Origin of the sequence: Peribacillus sedimenti, from assembly GCF_046237635.1 — a bacterium.
Taxonomy (GTDB): domain Bacteria; phylum Bacillota; class Bacilli; order Bacillales; family DSM-1321; genus Peribacillus; species Peribacillus sedimenti.
Genome location: NZ_CP143547.1, coordinates 3255893 through 3273285, shown reverse-complemented (window position 1 = coordinate 3273285; position 17393 = coordinate 3255893). Strand labels below are relative to the sequence as shown.

The following is a 17393-nucleotide window of genomic DNA, read 5'->3' as shown; positions in this document are numbered from 1 at the left end:
AAATAATATGAAAACATCTAAGAAGGGAAGTCCCCTTCCCAATGCCTCGGGAAGTATCAATGAATAGTAGTTTGGCAGGTTTATATGATTGGTCTGTTTATAAAAATAAATGGATATCGGGATGGAATCCATCGATGAAAGATAAAAACGAGTGCAGAACCCAGCTAGGGGACACTCGTTTTTCTATGGTGATATTTGGAGTTTAATTTAAGAAGCAATCTCTTCAGTCAGTGCATGATCAGCGAATTTTTTCTTCTGGATGATAATCAGCCTTATGGATAAGGCAATACCCGCTGCCAGCAGCCCTGAGGTGAGGCCAATCCAATAGCCCCTCGCGCCAAGCTCGGAATAATGGGCCAAAATGTAGCCGGTGGGCAGGCAAATTCCCCAATAGGCGACAAGGGTCATGATGAAAGCTATATTGACATCCTTGTAGCCTCTTAAGGCAGCAAGAGCGGTCACCTGGATTGCGTCAGATATTTGGAAAAACAGGGCGTAAATCAGGAATTGGGCTGTAAGTACAATCACCTCAGGCTCCGTTGAATAAAGACCAGCTACATCATATCTGAATAAAACAACAAACAATCCGGCGAGTACAGCAATGGCGATGGACAAATAAATCCCGAGCCAGCTATATGCCTTTGCATCCTTGTAGCGGCGTGCTCCCACCTCGTAACTGACTAATACCGTCTGCGCCATTGATATGCTCATTGGAATCATATATAGAAAGGCTACGATGTTAAGAGCAGATTGATAAGCTGCGATAGTAGTAATATTGAATTTGCTTATTAAGATGGTAACAACTGCAAACATGCTTGTTTCAAAGAAAATGGAAAGCCCCATTGGCACGCCGATTGCCAATATTTCCTTACATTCCTTCATGGAAAACCTTTTAAATGCAGATAGCGAAAAGTAATTCGAGAATGGTTCCTTTGTTTGGATGATTACAAGAGTAATACCTGCCATAACCCAATAGGTAACAGAGGTTGCATACCCTGCTCCTGCTCCGCCTAGCTCCGGGAACCCCCATTTGCCAAAAATGAGTACAAAATTTAAAAACAAGTTGATAGGCAAGGCTGAGATAAGAATGAACATGACAATCCTTGTCTTTCCGAGTGCATAGATGAATGATCTCAGAACATTAAAAATGAATAAAGGGATAATTCCAAATCCTAGGCCAACCAGGTAGTCATGGCCAATACTTCGCGCGGTAGAAGGAAGATTCATAATATTCATTAGTGGCTCTAACAGGAATGCCCCTAGAATGATAACCAGCAATGAAATGAGAATCGCCAGATAAATGCCATGGGTTAAAACAGAAATGACGTCCGTGCTCTTTTTTTCGCCGAAGCGCTGTGCTGCAATGGGTGAAACAGCGAGCAAGATTCCGCTCAAGCCCGTAAATACCGGATTCCATATAGCCGAGCCGATTGCAACTCCTGCGAGGACCGATTCACTGTACCTGCCCGACAAGATCGTATTGAAAAATACCATCGAGAACATGCCAAGCTGTGTAATTAAAATGGGAATCAGCATCAGGAAGATTTGTTTTAATTTTTCCTGTAAAGTAAAGGTTTGGTACATATATAGATCTCCTTCAAAGGACTCCATCGTATAAGGATGAATTATTTCAAGTATTGGCACACTATTCCTTTTATAATATGAAAATAGTAGAGTGTCAATCTTTGGAATATATGAATTCTTAACTTAATAGAGTAATTTGATGAAGTAACAAATTTTTGAAAAGAATTGGAAGGCTATTTTGAAAGGTAAATTGCCAGAAATAGAATAAGGAATTTCGGGATTGCCAAGAACACCTGTGGATTCTCGTTCCAGGCGAAAAGACTCATACATAGTGAGCGGGTCAGGTGGGATCCCGCAAGAGGGGCAGAACTTTTATAGGGGGATGATTACCATCTTATGAAAGAGTGGGAAGCAATCTTCATTTTTTCATTGCAGTGATGATAATCAAAACTGGAAGAAGATTATGGTAGCGAAGAGCAGCACTGACAGCCCCGCAGAAAGCGAGGCGCATGGAACCACTCCATTGACAGGTGAAATAATAACAAAACTGCAGGCAAGCTCGATGTCTTATCGCAAATGGGAGAATCCTTTTTGGGAAAGAAAGATTGAGAAACATTCATCAATATATAAGGTAAAATAGGGGGTTCCGCAAGGTTTTTAGTATTTGTCAATAGAGTCAGTTGGTCAGTTATTGTGTCTGCACGCTTTTGACTCTAATCCATGGACGTTCATCCTCCCAGGCCAAAGTCAAAGGTACCTGGAAGGTCCTTTGCAGCAAAGATTCGGTGAGAGTGGATTTCTTTAGGCCTTGGGCAATTACTTGACCATTGTTGAGTAACAAGGCATGGGATATCGAAGGGACTATTTCCTCGATATGATGCGTTACATATAAAACGGTAGGCCCATCGGGCATTGCGGTAATATCCTCAATTGCTGACAATAGTTCTTCCTTCGAATAAATATCCAAGCCATTACACGGTTCGTCCAAAATTATTAAGCGCGGAGAAGGCATGAGGGCCCTAGCTATCATTGCTCTCCTTTTTTCTCCCTGGGAAAGAAGATTGATCTTCTGGTCTGATAAATGTGAAATGTTAAACCGCTCCAGCAATTGTAATGCTTTTTCTATATCAAGCTGGGTAATATCCTCATATAGGCCAATCGATGCAAACTTTCCGCTTAGTACTACTTCAAGTGCAGTATCGCCTGGGCGAGAATGATATATATCGTCCAATGAAGAGCTCACCCAGCCTATTGATTTTCGCAGTTCTGGGAGATTGGTTTTTCCAAAAATATGGCCTAACACAGATAATTCTCCGGATGTCGGCCATTGATAACCAGTGACCATCTTTAATATAGATGTTTTACCGGAACCGTTTAATCCTAATAAGGCCCAATGTTCACCTTTTTGGACTTCCCAGTTTACATTGTGTAAAATATTTTTCCCATTTCGCTGCCAATGGATATTCCGCAGTGAAATGACACTAGCTGTCTCTGCCATTATAATTCTCCTTTTTGAAAATGTTAATATTCAGTATATTACAAATTCCATTGGAACAAAAGGGCATAGTCCTTGACATATTAAATCTCTGTACTGCGGAATTCAGTGCGGAATGCAAAACCCCAATCACTTAGATATATGATGGGGGTGTGGAATGTTTGATATTGTCATGTCTTGGTGTTTAGTACACCTTCTGGAACTCTAGTGAGCAGAAAACGCTTCCGTATTGAAAAAAATAAACCGATCGAGATCCTGCAGCATCGTACAGGTGTCCCAATCGGGGATCAGAATAAAGAATCATTCCTTGTATCTTAGAAAAGAGAGATTTTCGGTTGGCACTGATTTTAGCACATCGCCGTTTTTGTTTCTGTATACTTCGTATTCCCGGTAAACTTCAACAGTGTAGCCGTCCACCTGTTCTTTATCCTCCAGAATTTGCTCGAGTTCAGGAAGAATTCCTGATATTTTATCCTCTTCGGCTTTCGTATTTGCTGCAACTGGTTCCTCGATTGATGGAACGGACGGTGGCAGATTGTGCAGGCTTTTTTCTTCCATGAAGGAAGAGAGCAGGGTGATTCCAATAATGAAAGGGATTACGAGCATCACTCTCGCAGTTTGGCCCCTCATTTGAACTCCTCCTTTACGGTCAATTAGGACTTGCAGCTAATAGACTTTATGCTGGGAGAATGAGGTATAGCCCAATTTTATTTGTAACGTATCATTGTGCCTTACTCCTTTGCCTTTAGCAACAATTAATTTATCTGCCACAACTTCAAGCAGCTTACTCTTCCAGTAAACGCTAAAGAACAAAATGGAAACAGGAAAGTCATGAACATAAATTTTGTGTCATGCAGACTCTGAAAAATATAGAGATTTTCTTTTTATACAGCGTCCTTTTTATCGAGTTGTCGTTTTGGTCATCTTGCCAGGCTTTACATCTTTAATAAAAAATGAAATAAGCAGGCTAATTAAAGATAGGACAGCGACCACGATAAAGGAAATATTCACTCCATACATATCTGGATGCTGGATTTCAGGCCGGTCCTGCGCCATTTGGGTACTTGTTGTCATTACCGTAACAAGTATAGCGGTTCCAACTGAGGCGGCAATCATTTTCATGGTATTATCCATTGCAGCTCCATGGGGAAGCAGGCGTTTTGGCAACAAATTCAATGCAGCCGTCGAAACCGGCATCATAACCAATGCGAGCCCCAGCATTCGGATGCTGTATACGATGGTGATATAAGTCATCGTTGTGGATGACCCTAGATTAGTAAACAAAAAGGAGGCTGCTGTAATAATGATAAGTCCGGCAATAACCAGCCACCTTGCTCCTATACGGTCGAAGATCCGGCCAATAAAAGGGGCCAGAATACCTGTTATCAAGGCGCCCGGTAAAATGGCAATCCCGGCTTCAAATGCTGTAAAGCCCCGCATATTTTGCATGAAAAGCGGAATGAGCGTTTCAGCTCCGATGAGCCCCATAAACGTTATCATTCCAATCAGTATTGCTATAGGAAAGAACGAATACTGGAACACCCGGAATTCCAGCATTGGATGTTCTAGCCTCAGCTGTTTGAAAATGAATAATGCCAGGGCAATGACTCCGACACCCAGTGACAGAATAGTGCCCTGTTCTGTCCAGCCATAGTTGCCTGCACTAGTGAATCCATATAACAAGCCGCCAAAACCAAGAGAAGATAAAACAATCGAAAGGACATCTACCTTTGGCTTGGTAATTTCTGTCACATTCCGTAATGCCTTAACAGCAATAAGAATATCGATCAGGGCAATCGGCAGGATGATGAAAAATAGAACTCTCCAAGAATAATGCTCTGTGACCCAGCCAGATAACGCCGGGCCGATTGCCGGTGCAAAGGAAATGACCAGTCCGACAAGGCCCATTGCCTGGCCTCGCTTTTCTACGGGAAATACCATTAAAAATACAGTCTGCATGAGCGGCAGCATCACACCTGCTCCGCTTGACTGAATCATCCTACCAAGCAGAAGAATTGGAAAATTGGGGGCAAAACCTGCAACAAGTGTACCAAAGGCAAAAATGCTCATTGCAGAAATAAATAGCTGCCTAGTAGTAAAGCGCTCTAATAAAAAGGCACTAACCGGTATCATTATTCCGTTCACCAGCATAAAAACGGTGGTAAGCCACTGTGCACTATTGGCCGTTATTTTCATTTCTGCCATAACGGGTGGAATTGCTGTGATCATCAGCGTTTGATTTAAAATCGCAATGAACGTTCCAGCAAGAAGAAGAGCTACAATGGTTGTTTGATTGTAGGTCGTTGTTTTTTCCATACATTCACTCACTTCCATGTCTAATTACTTTTCAAATTATGTACATAAAGCTTTTGTTTTATAAAAGTACTCGAAACTAGCATACTTTGTAGGTTACATGATTTCCAAAAAAGTTTCTAAGATTTTGCTTAAGCAATGGAGGTAGCGGCGTAAATATCGAAAGCCTGCATTATACGTGGATAATAAAAACATTATATCTGGTATCTGGTATCCAACTTATTGCAGCCTGTTAGAAATTTAGCGGAAAGGGGTAATACGAACGAAAGAGGAGGCTGTAACAATGAGGACGATAATTGATAATGTACGGATCTACCGTCCATTTAAAGAAGGTAGATCGGAGCAGCTGTACTACATTGAGATAGATGATGGAAAGATAAGATCCATCAATAAAGGAAGGACTAACGAGACCGGGGCGCATGTACATGATGCAAGTGAAAGAGTGGCAGCGGCCGCATTTAATGACTCCCATCTACACCTGCTTAGGTATGGAATCATGAAGAAGGAAATGGACTTTCGTAAAGTGACATCCTGGCAGGAAATGAAGGACATTATCCATTCATCCTACTGGGAAAGCCAAATAGAAGAACATGACTGGATTGTCGGAAACGGATTGGAGGACGACAAGTTCCAGGACGTAGACCATTTGCTGACTGCCAGGGATCTGGAGGAAATTGAATATGAAAAGCCTGCCTGCTTCCTTCATGATGATGGTCATGAATGTGTAGTAAATGAATTAGGGATGAAAATCATCAAGGAAGAAGGGATCCTGAACGAGAGCCATGAGCGTTTCATCGAGAAGGATAAAGAAGGAAATTGGACTGGCCGGTTCACTGATACGGCCACACATGTTATCCATTATAACTTCCGGCAGAAGAACGAGGAAGAGATCTATATTGCGCTTTTAGATGCGCTTCCACATCTGCTTGAGGCAGGAATCACTTCGGTACATACAGATGACTTCAACTTTGCCGGTGATTTCAAGCGTGTGTGGGATTCCTACCGAAGGCTTGAGGAAGAAGGGAAATTGAAAGTACATGTAGTCCTGCACCACTATGTTTATGATCTGGAGCATCTAAAATTAGCTCTTAAGGAAAATAGCCAGAGGACAGGAGACGGTACGGAACGGGTCAAGATGGGAGCGATTAAGATATTTCTTGATGGAACACAGCGTCTCCATTCTGCAGCATTGAGAGAGCCGTATGCCGATAAGCCTGATACCAGAGGCAACTTGATTTATACCGATGAAGAATTGAATGATATGGTCAGGCTTGCTCATGACAGCGGCATGCAGGTAACCATGCATGCGATTGGGGACAGGGCCGTGGACCAGGCATTAAATGCTTTGGAACAGGTAGATATCGAAAAGCTGCGCCATCGTATCATCCATGGACAGGTACTTGCTCCGGACTTATTTGATCGAATAAAGAGACTGGGAGTCTGCCTGGAGGTACAGCCTGGTTTCATGATTTCCGAGTACAAGGAAACAGTGAAATGGGTAGGTGTAACGAGAGAGAAATATTGCAATGCCTGGGGTTCTGTGGATGCTCACGGTATTTTATATACAGGGAGCTCAGATTGCCCGATTGGCCCTCTTTCACCACTTGAGAACATATTTGCGGCAGTGAATCGGACGGACAACCAGGGCATCCCTGAAGGAGGCTGGATTCCGGAGGAAAAACTCTCTGTCGACAGTATTTACAAAGCTTATACAGAAACACCGGCATACATCGAATTTGCTGAAGGCAGGAAGGGACTGCTTCAGGAAGGCTATGAAGCTGATATCGTTCTTCTGTCCAGCCATCCGAAAGAAGTCGAACAAATTGCCTTGAAAGATATAGAGGTAGTGGAAACGTGGATAGCAGGGGAAAAAGTGTATTCAAAGGACAATTAACTATAATGCCTGGTGATGATTCACCAGGCATTGTTTGTGTTTCGTGCGATCCATATTATAATAACATATTAATATGAGAAAACAGGTGATAAATATGGAAGTGCATGTCGAACTAACGATGATCGGAAGAGGGAATCGATTCCTTCAGGCAGGATCTTTCCCTGTAACAGTATCTGATTTTAAAAGGAACCCTGATGAAACTGTGGCAATCATAGCTTATGAATGGATAGAAACAATAAAAAGAGATCATGGATATAATATGGCTGAATTTGCGCTGGAAAAGGTGATATATAACGCACAGCATGATATTACAAAAATTGTGAAACAGCTCCGGCCTGTGATTGAGGATAATTTGCCTTTTTAATAATGGTGCGATTACACCAGACTATCGATATTAGTTTAATCAGAAGTACAGGAGTATTCAAATACAGGTGTATATTCGTTACGCAGCATTAAAAAAAACAGAAGGGTTTTAGCCTGTTGCGGTAATTTTAAATTGTAATCTCTTCTTTCCTTTTGAGAATACCGAATGATTATGCCTCAGGAAGCATTCAGAGTACTTTCCATTGTTTTTTCTTTATTCTGTTTTAATTGAACAGATATATAGCTTATAAAACTACTATAAGGATACAGGATAGACGTACAAATTACCATAAACCTACTTCCCCATCTGCTTGCCCCAGAGTGGTCGCAGGCCATTCTTCCACAAAGCATAGAACCATAGCGTTACAGTGGCTTTTTATATTGTCCTGGATATACTTTGCACCAAAATTCTCATCACCCAATCTGCTTTTGTTGAGGGGCAATATGGATAATCACAGTGAAAACCTATCTTTTTTTAAGAGCCGTTTGATACGCACTTCAATGTATATGTATAAAATCGGACAAGGAATGTGAAGAAGCTAAATGATAAAAACGTGAATGGAAACCATTCTTTTAGAGGATAAATAATAGTGAAAAATAAATGAGAGGTGGTAAATGATGAAAAAATTACATCTTTTTGGAGCAAGTTGTGTGGGCTTTATACTGGCATCAAACTTGGCAATACATACAACCTTTGCGGAGAAGGTAGCGCCAAACGAAATCAGTGAGGAACAGGCCAAGAGTATTGCCTTACAGCAGGCGAAAGGGAAGATTGTCAGTGTTACTTCCGAAATGGATGATGGAATTGCCAAATATGAAGTTATGGTGCAGGGCAGTGATGGAATGTATGAAGTGGAAATTGCCAAGTCGGACGGCCGGGTACTTGAGGTAGAAAAAGAATCCGGACAGGGAATGGACAATCAAGAAGATGATGACGATGACGATGATGATCGTCATGATGATGACCGTTATGACGATTAAGTTTCCTTCCTTGAAAACGAACGGCAGGGGGGAGTAACCATGTATAAACGTCGGCTGGGAATGTTTCTGGTATTAAGTTTCTTCTTGTTTTCCAGCGTGGCAAACGGCCAGGAAATGGAACTTGAATATGAAAAAGGACAAAAAGCGGTGGAATCTGAACTGAGCGACCCCGAAATGAATTGTACGAAACCAATTAAATTTACGACAGCTCAGTATAAACGTCTTGATTACATCTATTATCGCATTTACCGTGACTATATTGACCTGATTGAAACCTACGCATGGGCTGGTGCGTTGACACAGGACCAAAAGCTGCTACGCTATAAGATGCTGAACAACTATATAACGGTCTTCCACCAGAGAAAATACAGGTGGTGTTCCGAACACGAACCTGATGAGTGGGAGGAAGAATGGTATAACAGCGATAATGATGATTGAACAATTTCAGATGGACAAATGTCCATCTGATTCTTTTTTGGGCTTATCCCACATAAGGTAGAGTATATATCGGGTTTGTCTGGAAAGAAGTGGTTTTAGTGGCATATATAGCAGTTGGCGTTGGCGGCGTGGTCGGGGCAGTGTTAAGGCTATTGATTACTGAGTGGTTCGGACATAATTTACATGGCCAATACCTGTTGGGTACCCTGTTTGTTAATCTGACAGGCTGCTATATGCTTGGTTTCCTGAATGGCTTGGTGCAGGTGAAAGGATTTCCCCGGTGGGTAGTGTTGAGCATAGGAACAGGAATGATTGGGGCTTACACCACCTTTTCTACTTTCAGTATGGAAGTGATAATTATGCTGCATCAAGGTGATTTACTACGCGCTGCCGTTTATGTTATGGCAAGTTCCATTGGAGGGGTCTACCTGGTACGATCCGGATTTGTAAGCGGTGGTTCTAAAAAAGGGGATGTGAAGAACTGAAAATCATTCACTATGTAGCATTTGGAGGGTTCCTCGGAGCGATTATGCGTTATTACGTATCTGTGTTTTTTTCCAGGGCATTGCGCAATCCATTTCCAACAGGCACGCTGATCGTGAATCTGACTGGCTCCTTTTTATTGGGGTTATTATTGGGCAGCCAGAGTATAACCGTGGAGGAGGCCGCATTTTGGGGAACTGGATTTCTTGGAGCTTATACGACCTTTTCTACGTTTAATTATGATACCTTTGTACTTACCCAAAGTAAAAGAAAACTCACTGCTTACCTTTATTTTTATGGTACTTACCTCGTTGGATTTTTATCAGCTGCCCTGGGCTTTTGGCTGGCACATCATCAGTCATTGTAAGGTAAGTACGCAGCATATTAGGCTGTGTTTCTGCCAAAATAGAGCCTTCCCCTGGCGGAGCTGAAATTTCCCACAATCTCAATTTGGAATTCTCCATTTGGAATGTCAGTAAAGGTATGTGTAAAACGGCTTATTTCTTCACCGCTTTTATTTACAAAAAGCCCGTAACACCTGGTCCTTCCCCATCCTATCTCCCGAATGACACCGTATTGGATGGGACGTCCAATATCGATCACTTCTTGGTGTCCACATATAGTAACGGAGTTGTCGTTCACAAGGAACTTAACACTTTTTGTGCAAGGCACATCTACCCCAAGTATCCAATCCATGTAGCCACGCTTTCTTTCGATTATTTGCTTTATTCTATTTATCGTTAATAGAGACAGAAAAAAAAGAATCATGAATATAGGCATAATATAATGGATCATTAATATGTCACCGAACTTGTCTTTTTTGTATATATTATTTGCTCGTGTAACATTTTGGTGACGGCTTATGTATATTCGTTGCAAAAGAGGCATCTATCATTGGGGTTTTTAGCGCAGAAGGAATATGTAAGTAAGGAGGGAGGCATATTTATATAAGATATCCAGGCTCTATTTGGAAACGGAAACACCACAATCAGCAGAAACCAAAGGGACTAACTATACATTCTCTAATTGTATAAGCCCATCCGATGGACTAAAGCTTATACAAAGGCGCTCCTGTTCATATTTCGTGCCTATTTATTTATTTTTGCCGTAACATTTTTGTTTACTCATAAAGTTTGGTAAAACTGTAAAGGGAAAAAATTAAAACACTGATAGCCAGTTTATACTTTTGGAAGTGGAATATAAATGAAAAATTTTAAAATATGATGACCTTCTGCTATCATTTTGAAGGGATAACTCTTTCCTTAGAACTTTCGCTTTTCATCTCACTGAAAACGGGAAAAGTGACAATGAATTCTGACCCTTCGCCCGGTTCGCTAGTAATTTTAATAAACCCTTTAAGCTCCCTGATAATGCTGAAGGAAACCATAAGACCTAGGCCGGTTCCCTTGGTTCCTTTAGTGGAATAATAGGGCTCCCCCAGGCGCTTTATCTGTTCTTTCGACATGCCTGTTCCCGTATCACGAACACTTATATTAATCCCATCATTTGTAGCACCTATATGTATAGTAAGCCTGCCTCCATTAGGCATGGCTTCAATACAGTTTTTCATGATATTCAGAAAACATTGTTTGAAACGGCTCTTATCACCCAACATTATATATTGTTCATGATTTAACATTTCCATTTCAACAGAATTCATGTTAGCGAGCGGCTGAAGGGACGTAACGATCTGATTAAGTTCATTACCGGGATAAAATTTTTCATGCGTATGCATATAGGGCTGTGCAAAGGTTAAGTAATCTGTGATTACACGTTCAGCCGCACTTAATTCAGACAATGCTGTATCGATATATCCCTTCGTTGGGCCATTGATTACTGGATTTTCTCTAGCAAGCTGCAAAAAACCACGCACTGCAGTCAGGGGATTCCGTATTTCGTGCGAAATGGCGGCTGTCATATGACTGGCCAATTCGATTTTTTGGGCTTTTACCATTTGCTCGCGAAGAAATTCATTTTGTCTCATTTCCTCTAACAGATAACAAAGCATTGCCGTTGCGACAAATTGAATCAGAGTTGTGAATAATGCGGTTTTTAACTCATAGATAGACAGACCCGTGAGCAATAATCCAGCAAAGGTACAAGCACTCATAACAACAATAGTTAACAGGGAAACCATAAATCTTTGGTTTGAGGTTTGACGCAGGAACCAAGGGTGTGCTCGCCAAAGAAAAAGCGCTAAAATGCTGTACAAGGGAAATATAGTCCAAAATCCGGTATCAAAACCGTAAAATAGACCACGAAGAAGGAGCGCCAACACTGTCAAAAATGGTCCGTATCCATAATAAAGACCTCCAATGATGATTGGAACTTGCCTTAAATCCAGCATTATACCGTACGCTGGAATGGAAAAGAAAAGACACACCAAAACCGACAGGCTTAAGCCGACAATACGCAGGATTCGCGGTACAGGACCTATGTTGTACCGTTCAGTCCAAAGATTAAAGATAAATAATAATAACAGGATCAGTGACAGATTAAAGAACAAGTTTTTTACTAATACCATATCCATTACAGGCACCATCCGAAAAGAATTGAATATGTCTAGTTTAAAACGTTTCTTGTCGTTTCGACAATGGGACTTTCAGAAAAAGATAAAATTTTTACGTTATCCACAGTATAGAAGACGCATGCATTTTGTCTCCAGGACAAAAATGGACTTTTTTAAGAGTTTTATTGATTTAGTTTATAGATTTCGCGAGCAAGGGATTCAAGAATATAAACAACAGGTACCTGCGTAGTAATATTAGCTTCTTCATAAAATTCTTCAGTTACATAATAAGGGATGTTTATATCAGAGATTTTAGCAATGGTGGATAGTTTATTGTTTGTGATGCTAATTATTCTGCTTCCTTCTTGTTTTAGACTGTGAAGATGTGTCACTGTAAAATTATTTTCTCCAGACACCGATAAAGCGATTGTTACACTATTGTTTCTCAGTTTGGAGTGAATCGGAAAATGAGGGTCTTTAATATACAGTGAGAATGTGCCCAGACTTGAAAAATATCTAGCTCCGTATTCTGCAAGGATTCCGGAGCTCCCTATCCCGATAAAGATCACGTTCTCTGCTTTTTTGATCAGACTGGCAGCCTTCCTGATTTTTTCGTCCAAACTGCCATTTATTGTCCGTTCGAAAAACTCTATCAATGAATGATTCGGACTTTTTATTATCGTGTTTTTATTTTGCTGTATATGTATTTTTAACTTGGTTTTAAATTCGGAGAATCCTTCACAATGGAACTTTCTGCAGAAACGTAATATGGAAGCGGTGGATACGTGGGTTTCATCTGCCAGTTCACGTATCCGCATATAAGCCACTTTGTCTCTGTTTTGGATAATATAATTGTACAAAGAGGTTTCCAACTCATTAAAAGAAGCGATTATTTCGTTTGTAAACATATAATTCTCCTTCATTCACAAAATAAAGATAGTCTGATTTTAACACAGGGTCTCAATAAAGAAACGTAGCGTTACTTTTAAGTAACAATTAACTTACTATGTTATAAAAAACTAGATTGCCTTCACTGGTTTACTTACCTGTTAAAGGCAGGTATCATTCCTGTGAAGTTGCTCTCATTTTAATTAGGAAGAGCAAGCAAAAACATAATAAGGAAAATAAAAATAATATCATCCAAACGATAGATGGAGGTTAGGTATGAAGACTTATCAGTTTCCGGAAGGGTTTTTGTGGGGAGGGGCCACTGCGGCCAATCAAATCGAAGGCGGTTATGATGTAGGGAATAAAGGATTAAATATTGCCGACGTTCTGCCTGGTGGAAAAGAGCGGTATGATATATTGTTAAGCCCGGGATTTGATTTCGAAATCCATCAAGATCAATATTATTATCCAAATCATGAGGCGATTGATTTCTATCATCGATATAAAGAAGATATTGGATTATTTGCAGAGATGGGTTTCAAGGCATTCCGAATGTCGATTGCGTGGACACGAATTTTTCCTAATGGAGATGAGTTAGACGCAAATGAAGAAGGATTAGAGTTCTATGATCGTGTGTTTGACGAATTGCACAAGAATGGTATTGAACCGGTAGTTACGATTTCTCATTATGAAATGCCGCTGCATTTAGTCAAAGAATATGGTGGTTGGAGAAACCGTGAAGTCGTAAGCTTCTTTGAAAGATATGTAAAAACGATTTTCCACCGTTATAAGAATAAAGTGAAGCTTTGGATGACTTTTAACGAAATTAATAGCAGCCTGTTTATGCCAATTCAAGGACTTGGTTTTGCGATTCAGCAAGAAGAGGATAAGTACCAGCCTACCTTCCAGGCGTATCATCATCAGTTTGTTGCGAGTGCCATTGCGGTCAAAGCATGCCATGAAATCATTCCTGAATCAAAAATCGGCTGTATGATTCTCTTCGCACCTGTTTATTCATTCGACAGCAATCCAGAAAATGTGATGTACGCACTTAAGGAGGAACAGCTGTTCAATTATTATTGTGCGGATGTGCAGGTGCGTGGTGAGTATCCGGCTTTCATGAAGAGATACTTTAAAGAACATGATATTGAGCTGGAAATGCTGGACGGGGACAAGAAACTATTACAGGAAGGGATTGTCGATTACATCGGCTTTAGCTATTATATGTCCCGCACAGAGAAGAAAGTGAAGTCAGTTGAGGAAGCATCAGAAGGGAACCTTATTGGAGGTGTTCGAAATCCTTTCTTACACGCAAGCGACTGGGGATGGGAAATCGATCCTGAAGGATTGCGCATCAGCTTGAACAAATTATATGACCGCTATCAGATTCCTCTTTTCGTCGTAGAAAATGGCTTGGGAGCGTATGATAAAGTAGAAGAAGACGGATCCATCAATGATGACTATCGAATTGACTATCTTCGTGAACATATTAAAGCAGCGGGCGAAGCAATTGAAGATGGTGTGGAGTTAATGGGTTACACAAGCTGGGGATGTATTGATATGGTAAGTGCCTCAACAGGTGAGTTCTCCAAACGATATGGTTATATTTATGTAGATAAACACGACGATGGCAGCGGGACACTGGAACGGAAGAAGAAAAAGTCATTTTTCTGGTATAAAGATGTCATTGCAACAAATGGCCGAAAATTATAGAATGTGTTATCTCACCAAGAAGCTGTAATGATGAAAGATTCTTAGTAAGTACTTTATGCATTTCTATGGACCTTTTCATATGGTAGAGACCTTAACTTAGTCGTTAGGGTCTCATTTTATTTTTGGATTATTTCTTATACGATTTGTGTTTGATAACGTAAGGTGATCGCTGCTTTGTGACCGCCATTCTTGAAGGCAGGTGTATAAACGATATGTTTAAAATTCCTTTTTAAAAGGGTTAACAACAAACATAAATATAAAGGAACGTAAATACCAGAAGGAGACTAAACGAGGAGGGTCTTAGTGCTATTTCGGAACTACCATAAAAAATTTTTGATGAATCGTATTGATGGTGATATCATGTTAATGCATGATCACATCCTCCAAAACGTCAATTCTGCTTCGTTGTATTTAAAAATCGGGAGAAATACGAGGATGTAATCCTCTAGGTTCTCCGTTTTTTACCTCTTTATAGTTTTTACATTTCCTTAATCATGCTTTCTGCGTGGAATTAGTGGACCGGTGTTTCATAGAAGCAGCTTTGGATGTGTTTTTTAATAGTATATTAGCTGCAAAAATGCCAGTTATGACACCTATCGCTAATGTAACAAGTGAGCCAATGTAATCAAGCTTCATTGTCATTAAAAAGAGAAGGGCAACAGCTAACAAAGTCATTATCACAACGGACTTCCAAAGAACTGTATCTCTTACCTTCTCCAGCACATATGTGGATGGTGTGCTGCTTTTCTCGTTATTAGCTGCTTCTAAGATTGCTTTGAGACGGCGTAAGTTGATAATGGGTCCAGCTATCGTCATCGCGATCAATACTGCCAATGATATATTGACCCAAGCAGCCCCCCAGCCCCATGAACTAATAGCTAAATATAATCCGGGAAGCAAGATTAATATGACGCTAAAGGGCAGAAGTCCGTCCATTTTTACAGCTACTTGAGCCCAATTACGCAATGTTTCGGTATTTCTGGCATGCAGCATTGCAATCATGCCAGTAAGTGTGATGCCTACGGCAATAAACATAACCGCTGTACCCAGTATGTGGAAAAACAACATTACATTATAAAGCATTAATACTCCTCCTGTTGTTATAATGAACCATTATACCCATAAATAGGAAGGGGAACAATGTAGATTAATAAATTAGCAGTCTTAATTTCCTATATTTTTTGTTAGTTTTATTGCCCCTGCTGGCGCTTCACTAATGGCGTATTTTACTATTTCGCCTGCGACATTATTATTCATTCAGAAAATCACTTTCTGATTGGCATGATTATGAGGCTCAATTCCTTAGCATCATAAGGAATGAACCATTTTGTACAAAACACGCACCTGCCTATACCTGTTTGAATGGGAAAAACATAAGCTAGTACAGACTCAGACATTTAAAAAGGGGGGAAACCGTGTTTAGTTTAACAGGTCAAGAGATTAGTCATTTTCTTTTTGCAATGGGCACCCTTTTAGCACTTGCCCACCTTTTGGGATTTTTAGCAGAGCGTATCTTCATCCCGCGTGTTATTGGGGAAGTTGCAGCGGGATTAGTGCTAGGTCCAACATTATTAGGCCATTTTTTTCCGGAAGCGTTTCATTGGATGTTTGCCGGATTTGAATCTGAACCAAAACTTTTTGCTCTTCTCTACCAGTTCGGGCTATTGCTGTTAATGTTTAACAGTGGATTAAAGTTTCAGACACACTTCAGTAGAGAAGACGCCAAAATTACCTCCGCCCTGGTAATTGGAGCGACGATACCTGCATTCATTGTTGGATGGTTCGCTGCAGACCTGTTCAATATTACCTCATATTTGGGAACAGCTAATAGCCCGCTTGCCATGAAGATTGTCATTGCCATATCGATCGCCATCACCTCAATCCCAGTAATATCCAAAATATTTAATGATCTAGGTATCATGCATACACGCTTCGCCAAAATTGTAATTGCCTGTGCGGGTATTCATGATATTTTACTTTGGGTGGCATTAGGATTTGCTACCTCACTTGTAAGCCAGGGTGGCGTCTTTACAATCGCAACAGGGCTCAAAAGCATTGGAATGAGCGTAGGGTTTATCATCGGTACATTCGTAATTGGCTATTTTTTATTAAACCGATTAACATTTGTAAAACAGAATTTGTTGTTTCGTTCATCCAATCTTGGGTACTTCTTGTTCATTATGTTTATGCTGGCCGCACTGGCGGGCAAATTACATGTAGAAACTATATTTGGAGCATTGTTGGCTGGCATCGTCGTGAAATTTGCTTTGCCAAAATCAGTTTCTGAAAGGGTGGAACAAGGGGTCAGCAGCATATCGTTTTCATGGTTTATTCCGATTTATTTCGCGACGGTGGGATTGCAGCTAGACCTGGTAAGACATTTCAGTCCAATATTTTTCCTTGGATTTTTACTATTCGCGACCCTCACACAAACGGCAGCAGTATATATTACCTCTCGCATAATTAAGCAAGACCATTTAACAAGCTTCAATCTGGGATTAGCGATAAATGACCGGGGAGGTCCGGGGATTGTATTGTCTTCAGTAGCATATGCCAGCGGAATAATAAACCAGGAATTTTTCGCGGTACTTGTCATGTTAGCATTGGTGACATCCTGGATCCCTGGAACATGGCTAAGAATTGTAGTGAATAAAAAGTGGAGACTGATGCCCGGCGATGAAAACATGATCCCTATGAAAAGAAAAGATGACATGTCTGATACTAAAACAGCTGAATAATATTCCGGCTTCCCGGAATATTTTCTTTATTTCAGGCTGTGTTACACGTTAGTG

At 40.6% G+C, this 17393-nt stretch carries 16 protein-coding genes; 8 read left to right on the top strand and 8 right to left on the bottom strand.

What is annotated here, in order from left to right; genetic code table 11:
* Positions 1-207 precede the first annotated feature (207 nt).
* The 4 genes from V1500_RS16100 to V1500_RS16085 form a co-directional block, all read right to left on the bottom strand.
* A complete protein-coding gene (locus V1500_RS16100) occupies positions 208-1584 on the bottom strand; it encodes an MATE family efflux transporter (RefSeq protein ID WP_409300771.1) in 1377 nt (458 codons plus the stop codon).
* Between the two features lie 628 nt (positions 1585-2212).
* Positions 2213-3022, bottom strand: coding sequence for an ABC transporter ATP-binding protein (locus V1500_RS16095; RefSeq protein WP_409300769.1), 810 nt, complete (start codon positions 3020-3022; stop codon positions 2213-2215).
* Positions 3023-3319: 297 nt separating this feature from the next.
* Positions 3320-3649, bottom strand: coding sequence for a hypothetical protein (locus V1500_RS16090; RefSeq protein WP_409300767.1), 330 nt, complete (start codon positions 3647-3649; stop codon positions 3320-3322).
* Positions 3650-3919: 270 nt separating this feature from the next.
* Positions 3920-5335, bottom strand: a complete 1416-nt coding sequence (locus tag V1500_RS16085) for a DHA2 family efflux MFS transporter permease subunit (protein WP_409300765.1) — start codon at positions 5333-5335, stop codon at positions 3920-3922.
* Positions 5336-5615: 280 nt separating this feature from the next.
* Here V1500_RS16085 and V1500_RS16080 point away from each other — a divergent pair, with 280 nt between their 5' ends.
* The 6 genes from V1500_RS16080 (at position 5616) to V1500_RS16055 (ending at position 9858) form a co-directional block, all read left to right on the top strand.
* A complete protein-coding gene (locus tag V1500_RS16080) occupies positions 5616-7226 on the top strand; it encodes an amidohydrolase (protein WP_409300763.1) in 1611 nt (536 codons plus the stop codon).
* A 94-nt stretch (positions 7227-7320) separates the two neighbouring features.
* Positions 7321-7590 (top strand): hypothetical protein, encoded by a 270-nt coding sequence (locus V1500_RS16075; protein ID WP_409300761.1) that lies wholly within the window; start codon positions 7321-7323, stop codon positions 7588-7590.
* Positions 7591-8204: 614 nt separating this feature from the next.
* A complete protein-coding gene (locus tag V1500_RS16070; RefSeq protein ID WP_409300759.1) occupies positions 8205-8570 on the top strand; it encodes a PepSY domain-containing protein in 366 nt (121 codons plus the stop codon).
* Positions 8571-8609: 39 nt separating this feature from the next.
* Complete coding sequence (locus tag V1500_RS16065) at positions 8610-9008, top strand: DUF2680 domain-containing protein (protein ID WP_409300757.1); 399 nt, start codon at positions 8610-8612, stop codon at positions 9006-9008.
* Between the two features lie 98 nt (positions 9009-9106).
* Positions 9107-9493 carry a fluoride efflux transporter CrcB gene (crcB, locus tag V1500_RS16060; protein ID WP_409300755.1) on the top strand — a complete coding sequence of 129 codons (387 nt, stop codon included), beginning with the start codon at positions 9107-9109 and terminating at the stop codon, positions 9491-9493.
* A gap of 44 nt (positions 9494-9537) precedes the next feature.
* Complete coding sequence (locus tag V1500_RS16055) at positions 9538-9858, top strand: fluoride efflux transporter FluC (RefSeq protein WP_409300753.1); 321 nt, start codon at positions 9538-9540, stop codon at positions 9856-9858.
* A 17-nt stretch (positions 9859-9875) separates the two neighbouring features.
* Here the strand turns inward: V1500_RS16055 and V1500_RS16050 are convergent, their stop codons facing one another.
* From V1500_RS16050 to V1500_RS16040, 3 genes are all read right to left on the bottom strand, one after another.
* Positions 9876-10286, bottom strand: a complete 411-nt coding sequence (locus tag V1500_RS16050; RefSeq protein WP_409300751.1) for a hypothetical protein — start codon at positions 10284-10286, stop codon at positions 9876-9878.
* Between the two features lie 442 nt (positions 10287-10728).
* Positions 10729-12021 carry an ATP-binding protein gene (locus V1500_RS16045; protein ID WP_409300749.1) on the bottom strand — a complete coding sequence of 431 codons (1293 nt, stop codon included), beginning with the start codon at positions 12019-12021 and terminating at the stop codon, positions 10729-10731.
* Between the two features lie 161 nt (positions 12022-12182).
* Positions 12183-12908: a MurR/RpiR family transcriptional regulator gene (locus V1500_RS16040; RefSeq protein WP_409300747.1), complete on the bottom strand. Its 726-nt coding sequence runs from the start codon at positions 12906-12908 to the stop codon at positions 12183-12185.
* Positions 12909-13164: 256 nt separating this feature from the next.
* On the opposite strand from V1500_RS16040, the gene V1500_RS16035 reads away from it, so the two are divergent.
* The gene (locus V1500_RS16035; RefSeq protein ID WP_409300745.1) at positions 13165-14601 is read left to right on the top strand and encodes a glycoside hydrolase family 1 protein; all 1437 of its coding nucleotides are present in this window, start codon (positions 13165-13167) and stop codon (positions 14599-14601) included.
* Between the two features lie 492 nt (positions 14602-15093).
* On the opposite strand, the gene V1500_RS16030 is transcribed toward V1500_RS16035, so the two are convergent.
* Positions 15094-15684 (bottom strand): hypothetical protein, encoded by a 591-nt coding sequence (locus V1500_RS16030; RefSeq protein ID WP_409300743.1) that lies wholly within the window; start codon positions 15682-15684, stop codon positions 15094-15096.
* 332 nt (positions 15685-16016) lie between these two features.
* On the opposite strand from V1500_RS16030, the gene V1500_RS16025 reads away from it, so the two are divergent.
* Positions 16017-17339, top strand: coding sequence for a cation:proton antiporter (locus V1500_RS16025; RefSeq protein ID WP_409300741.1), 1323 nt, complete (start codon positions 16017-16019; stop codon positions 17337-17339).
* Positions 17340-17393 lie beyond the last annotated feature (54 nt).

Excerpts from the sequence above, each read along its gene's own strand:
- V1500_RS16085 (WP_409300765.1), bottom strand. The coding sequence starts at position 5,335 with ATGGAAAAAACAACGACCTACAATCAAACAACCATTGTAGCTCTTCTT.
- V1500_RS16040 (WP_409300747.1), bottom strand. The coding sequence starts at position 12,908 with ATGTTTACAAACGAAATAATCGCTTCTTTTAATGAGTTGGAAACCTCT.
- V1500_RS16075 (WP_409300761.1), top strand. The coding sequence starts at position 7,321 with ATGGAAGTGCATGTCGAACTAACGATGATCGGAAGAGGGAATCGATTC.
- V1500_RS16095 (WP_409300769.1), bottom strand. The coding sequence starts at position 3,022 with ATGGCAGAGACAGCTAGTGTCATTTCACTGCGGAATATCCATTGGCAG.
- V1500_RS16070 (WP_409300759.1), top strand. The coding sequence starts at position 8,205 with ATGATGAAAAAATTACATCTTTTTGGAGCAAGTTGTGTGGGCTTTATA.
- V1500_RS16045 (WP_409300749.1), bottom strand. The coding sequence starts at position 12,021 with ATGGATATGGTATTAGTAAAAAACTTGTTCTTTAATCTGTCACTGATC.
- V1500_RS16030 (WP_409300743.1), bottom strand. The coding sequence starts at position 15,684 with ATGCTTTATAATGTAATGTTGTTTTTCCACATACTGGGTACAGCGGTT.
- V1500_RS16055 (WP_409300753.1), top strand. The coding sequence starts at position 9,538 with ATGCGTTATTACGTATCTGTGTTTTTTTCCAGGGCATTGCGCAATCCA.
- V1500_RS16100 (WP_409300771.1), bottom strand. The coding sequence starts at position 1,584 with ATGTACCAAACCTTTACTTTACAGGAAAAATTAAAACAAATCTTCCTG.
- V1500_RS16035 (WP_409300745.1), top strand. The coding sequence starts at position 13,165 with ATGAAGACTTATCAGTTTCCGGAAGGGTTTTTGTGGGGAGGGGCCACT.
- V1500_RS16080 (WP_409300763.1), top strand. The coding sequence starts at position 5,616 with ATGAGGACGATAATTGATAATGTACGGATCTACCGTCCATTTAAAGAA.
- V1500_RS16090 (WP_409300767.1), bottom strand. The coding sequence starts at position 3,649 with ATGAGGGGCCAAACTGCGAGAGTGATGCTCGTAATCCCTTTCATTATT.
- V1500_RS16050 (WP_409300751.1), bottom strand. The coding sequence starts at position 10,286 with ATGATCCATTATATTATGCCTATATTCATGATTCTTTTTTTTCTGTCT.
- V1500_RS16065 (WP_409300757.1), top strand. The coding sequence starts at position 8,610 with ATGTATAAACGTCGGCTGGGAATGTTTCTGGTATTAAGTTTCTTCTTG.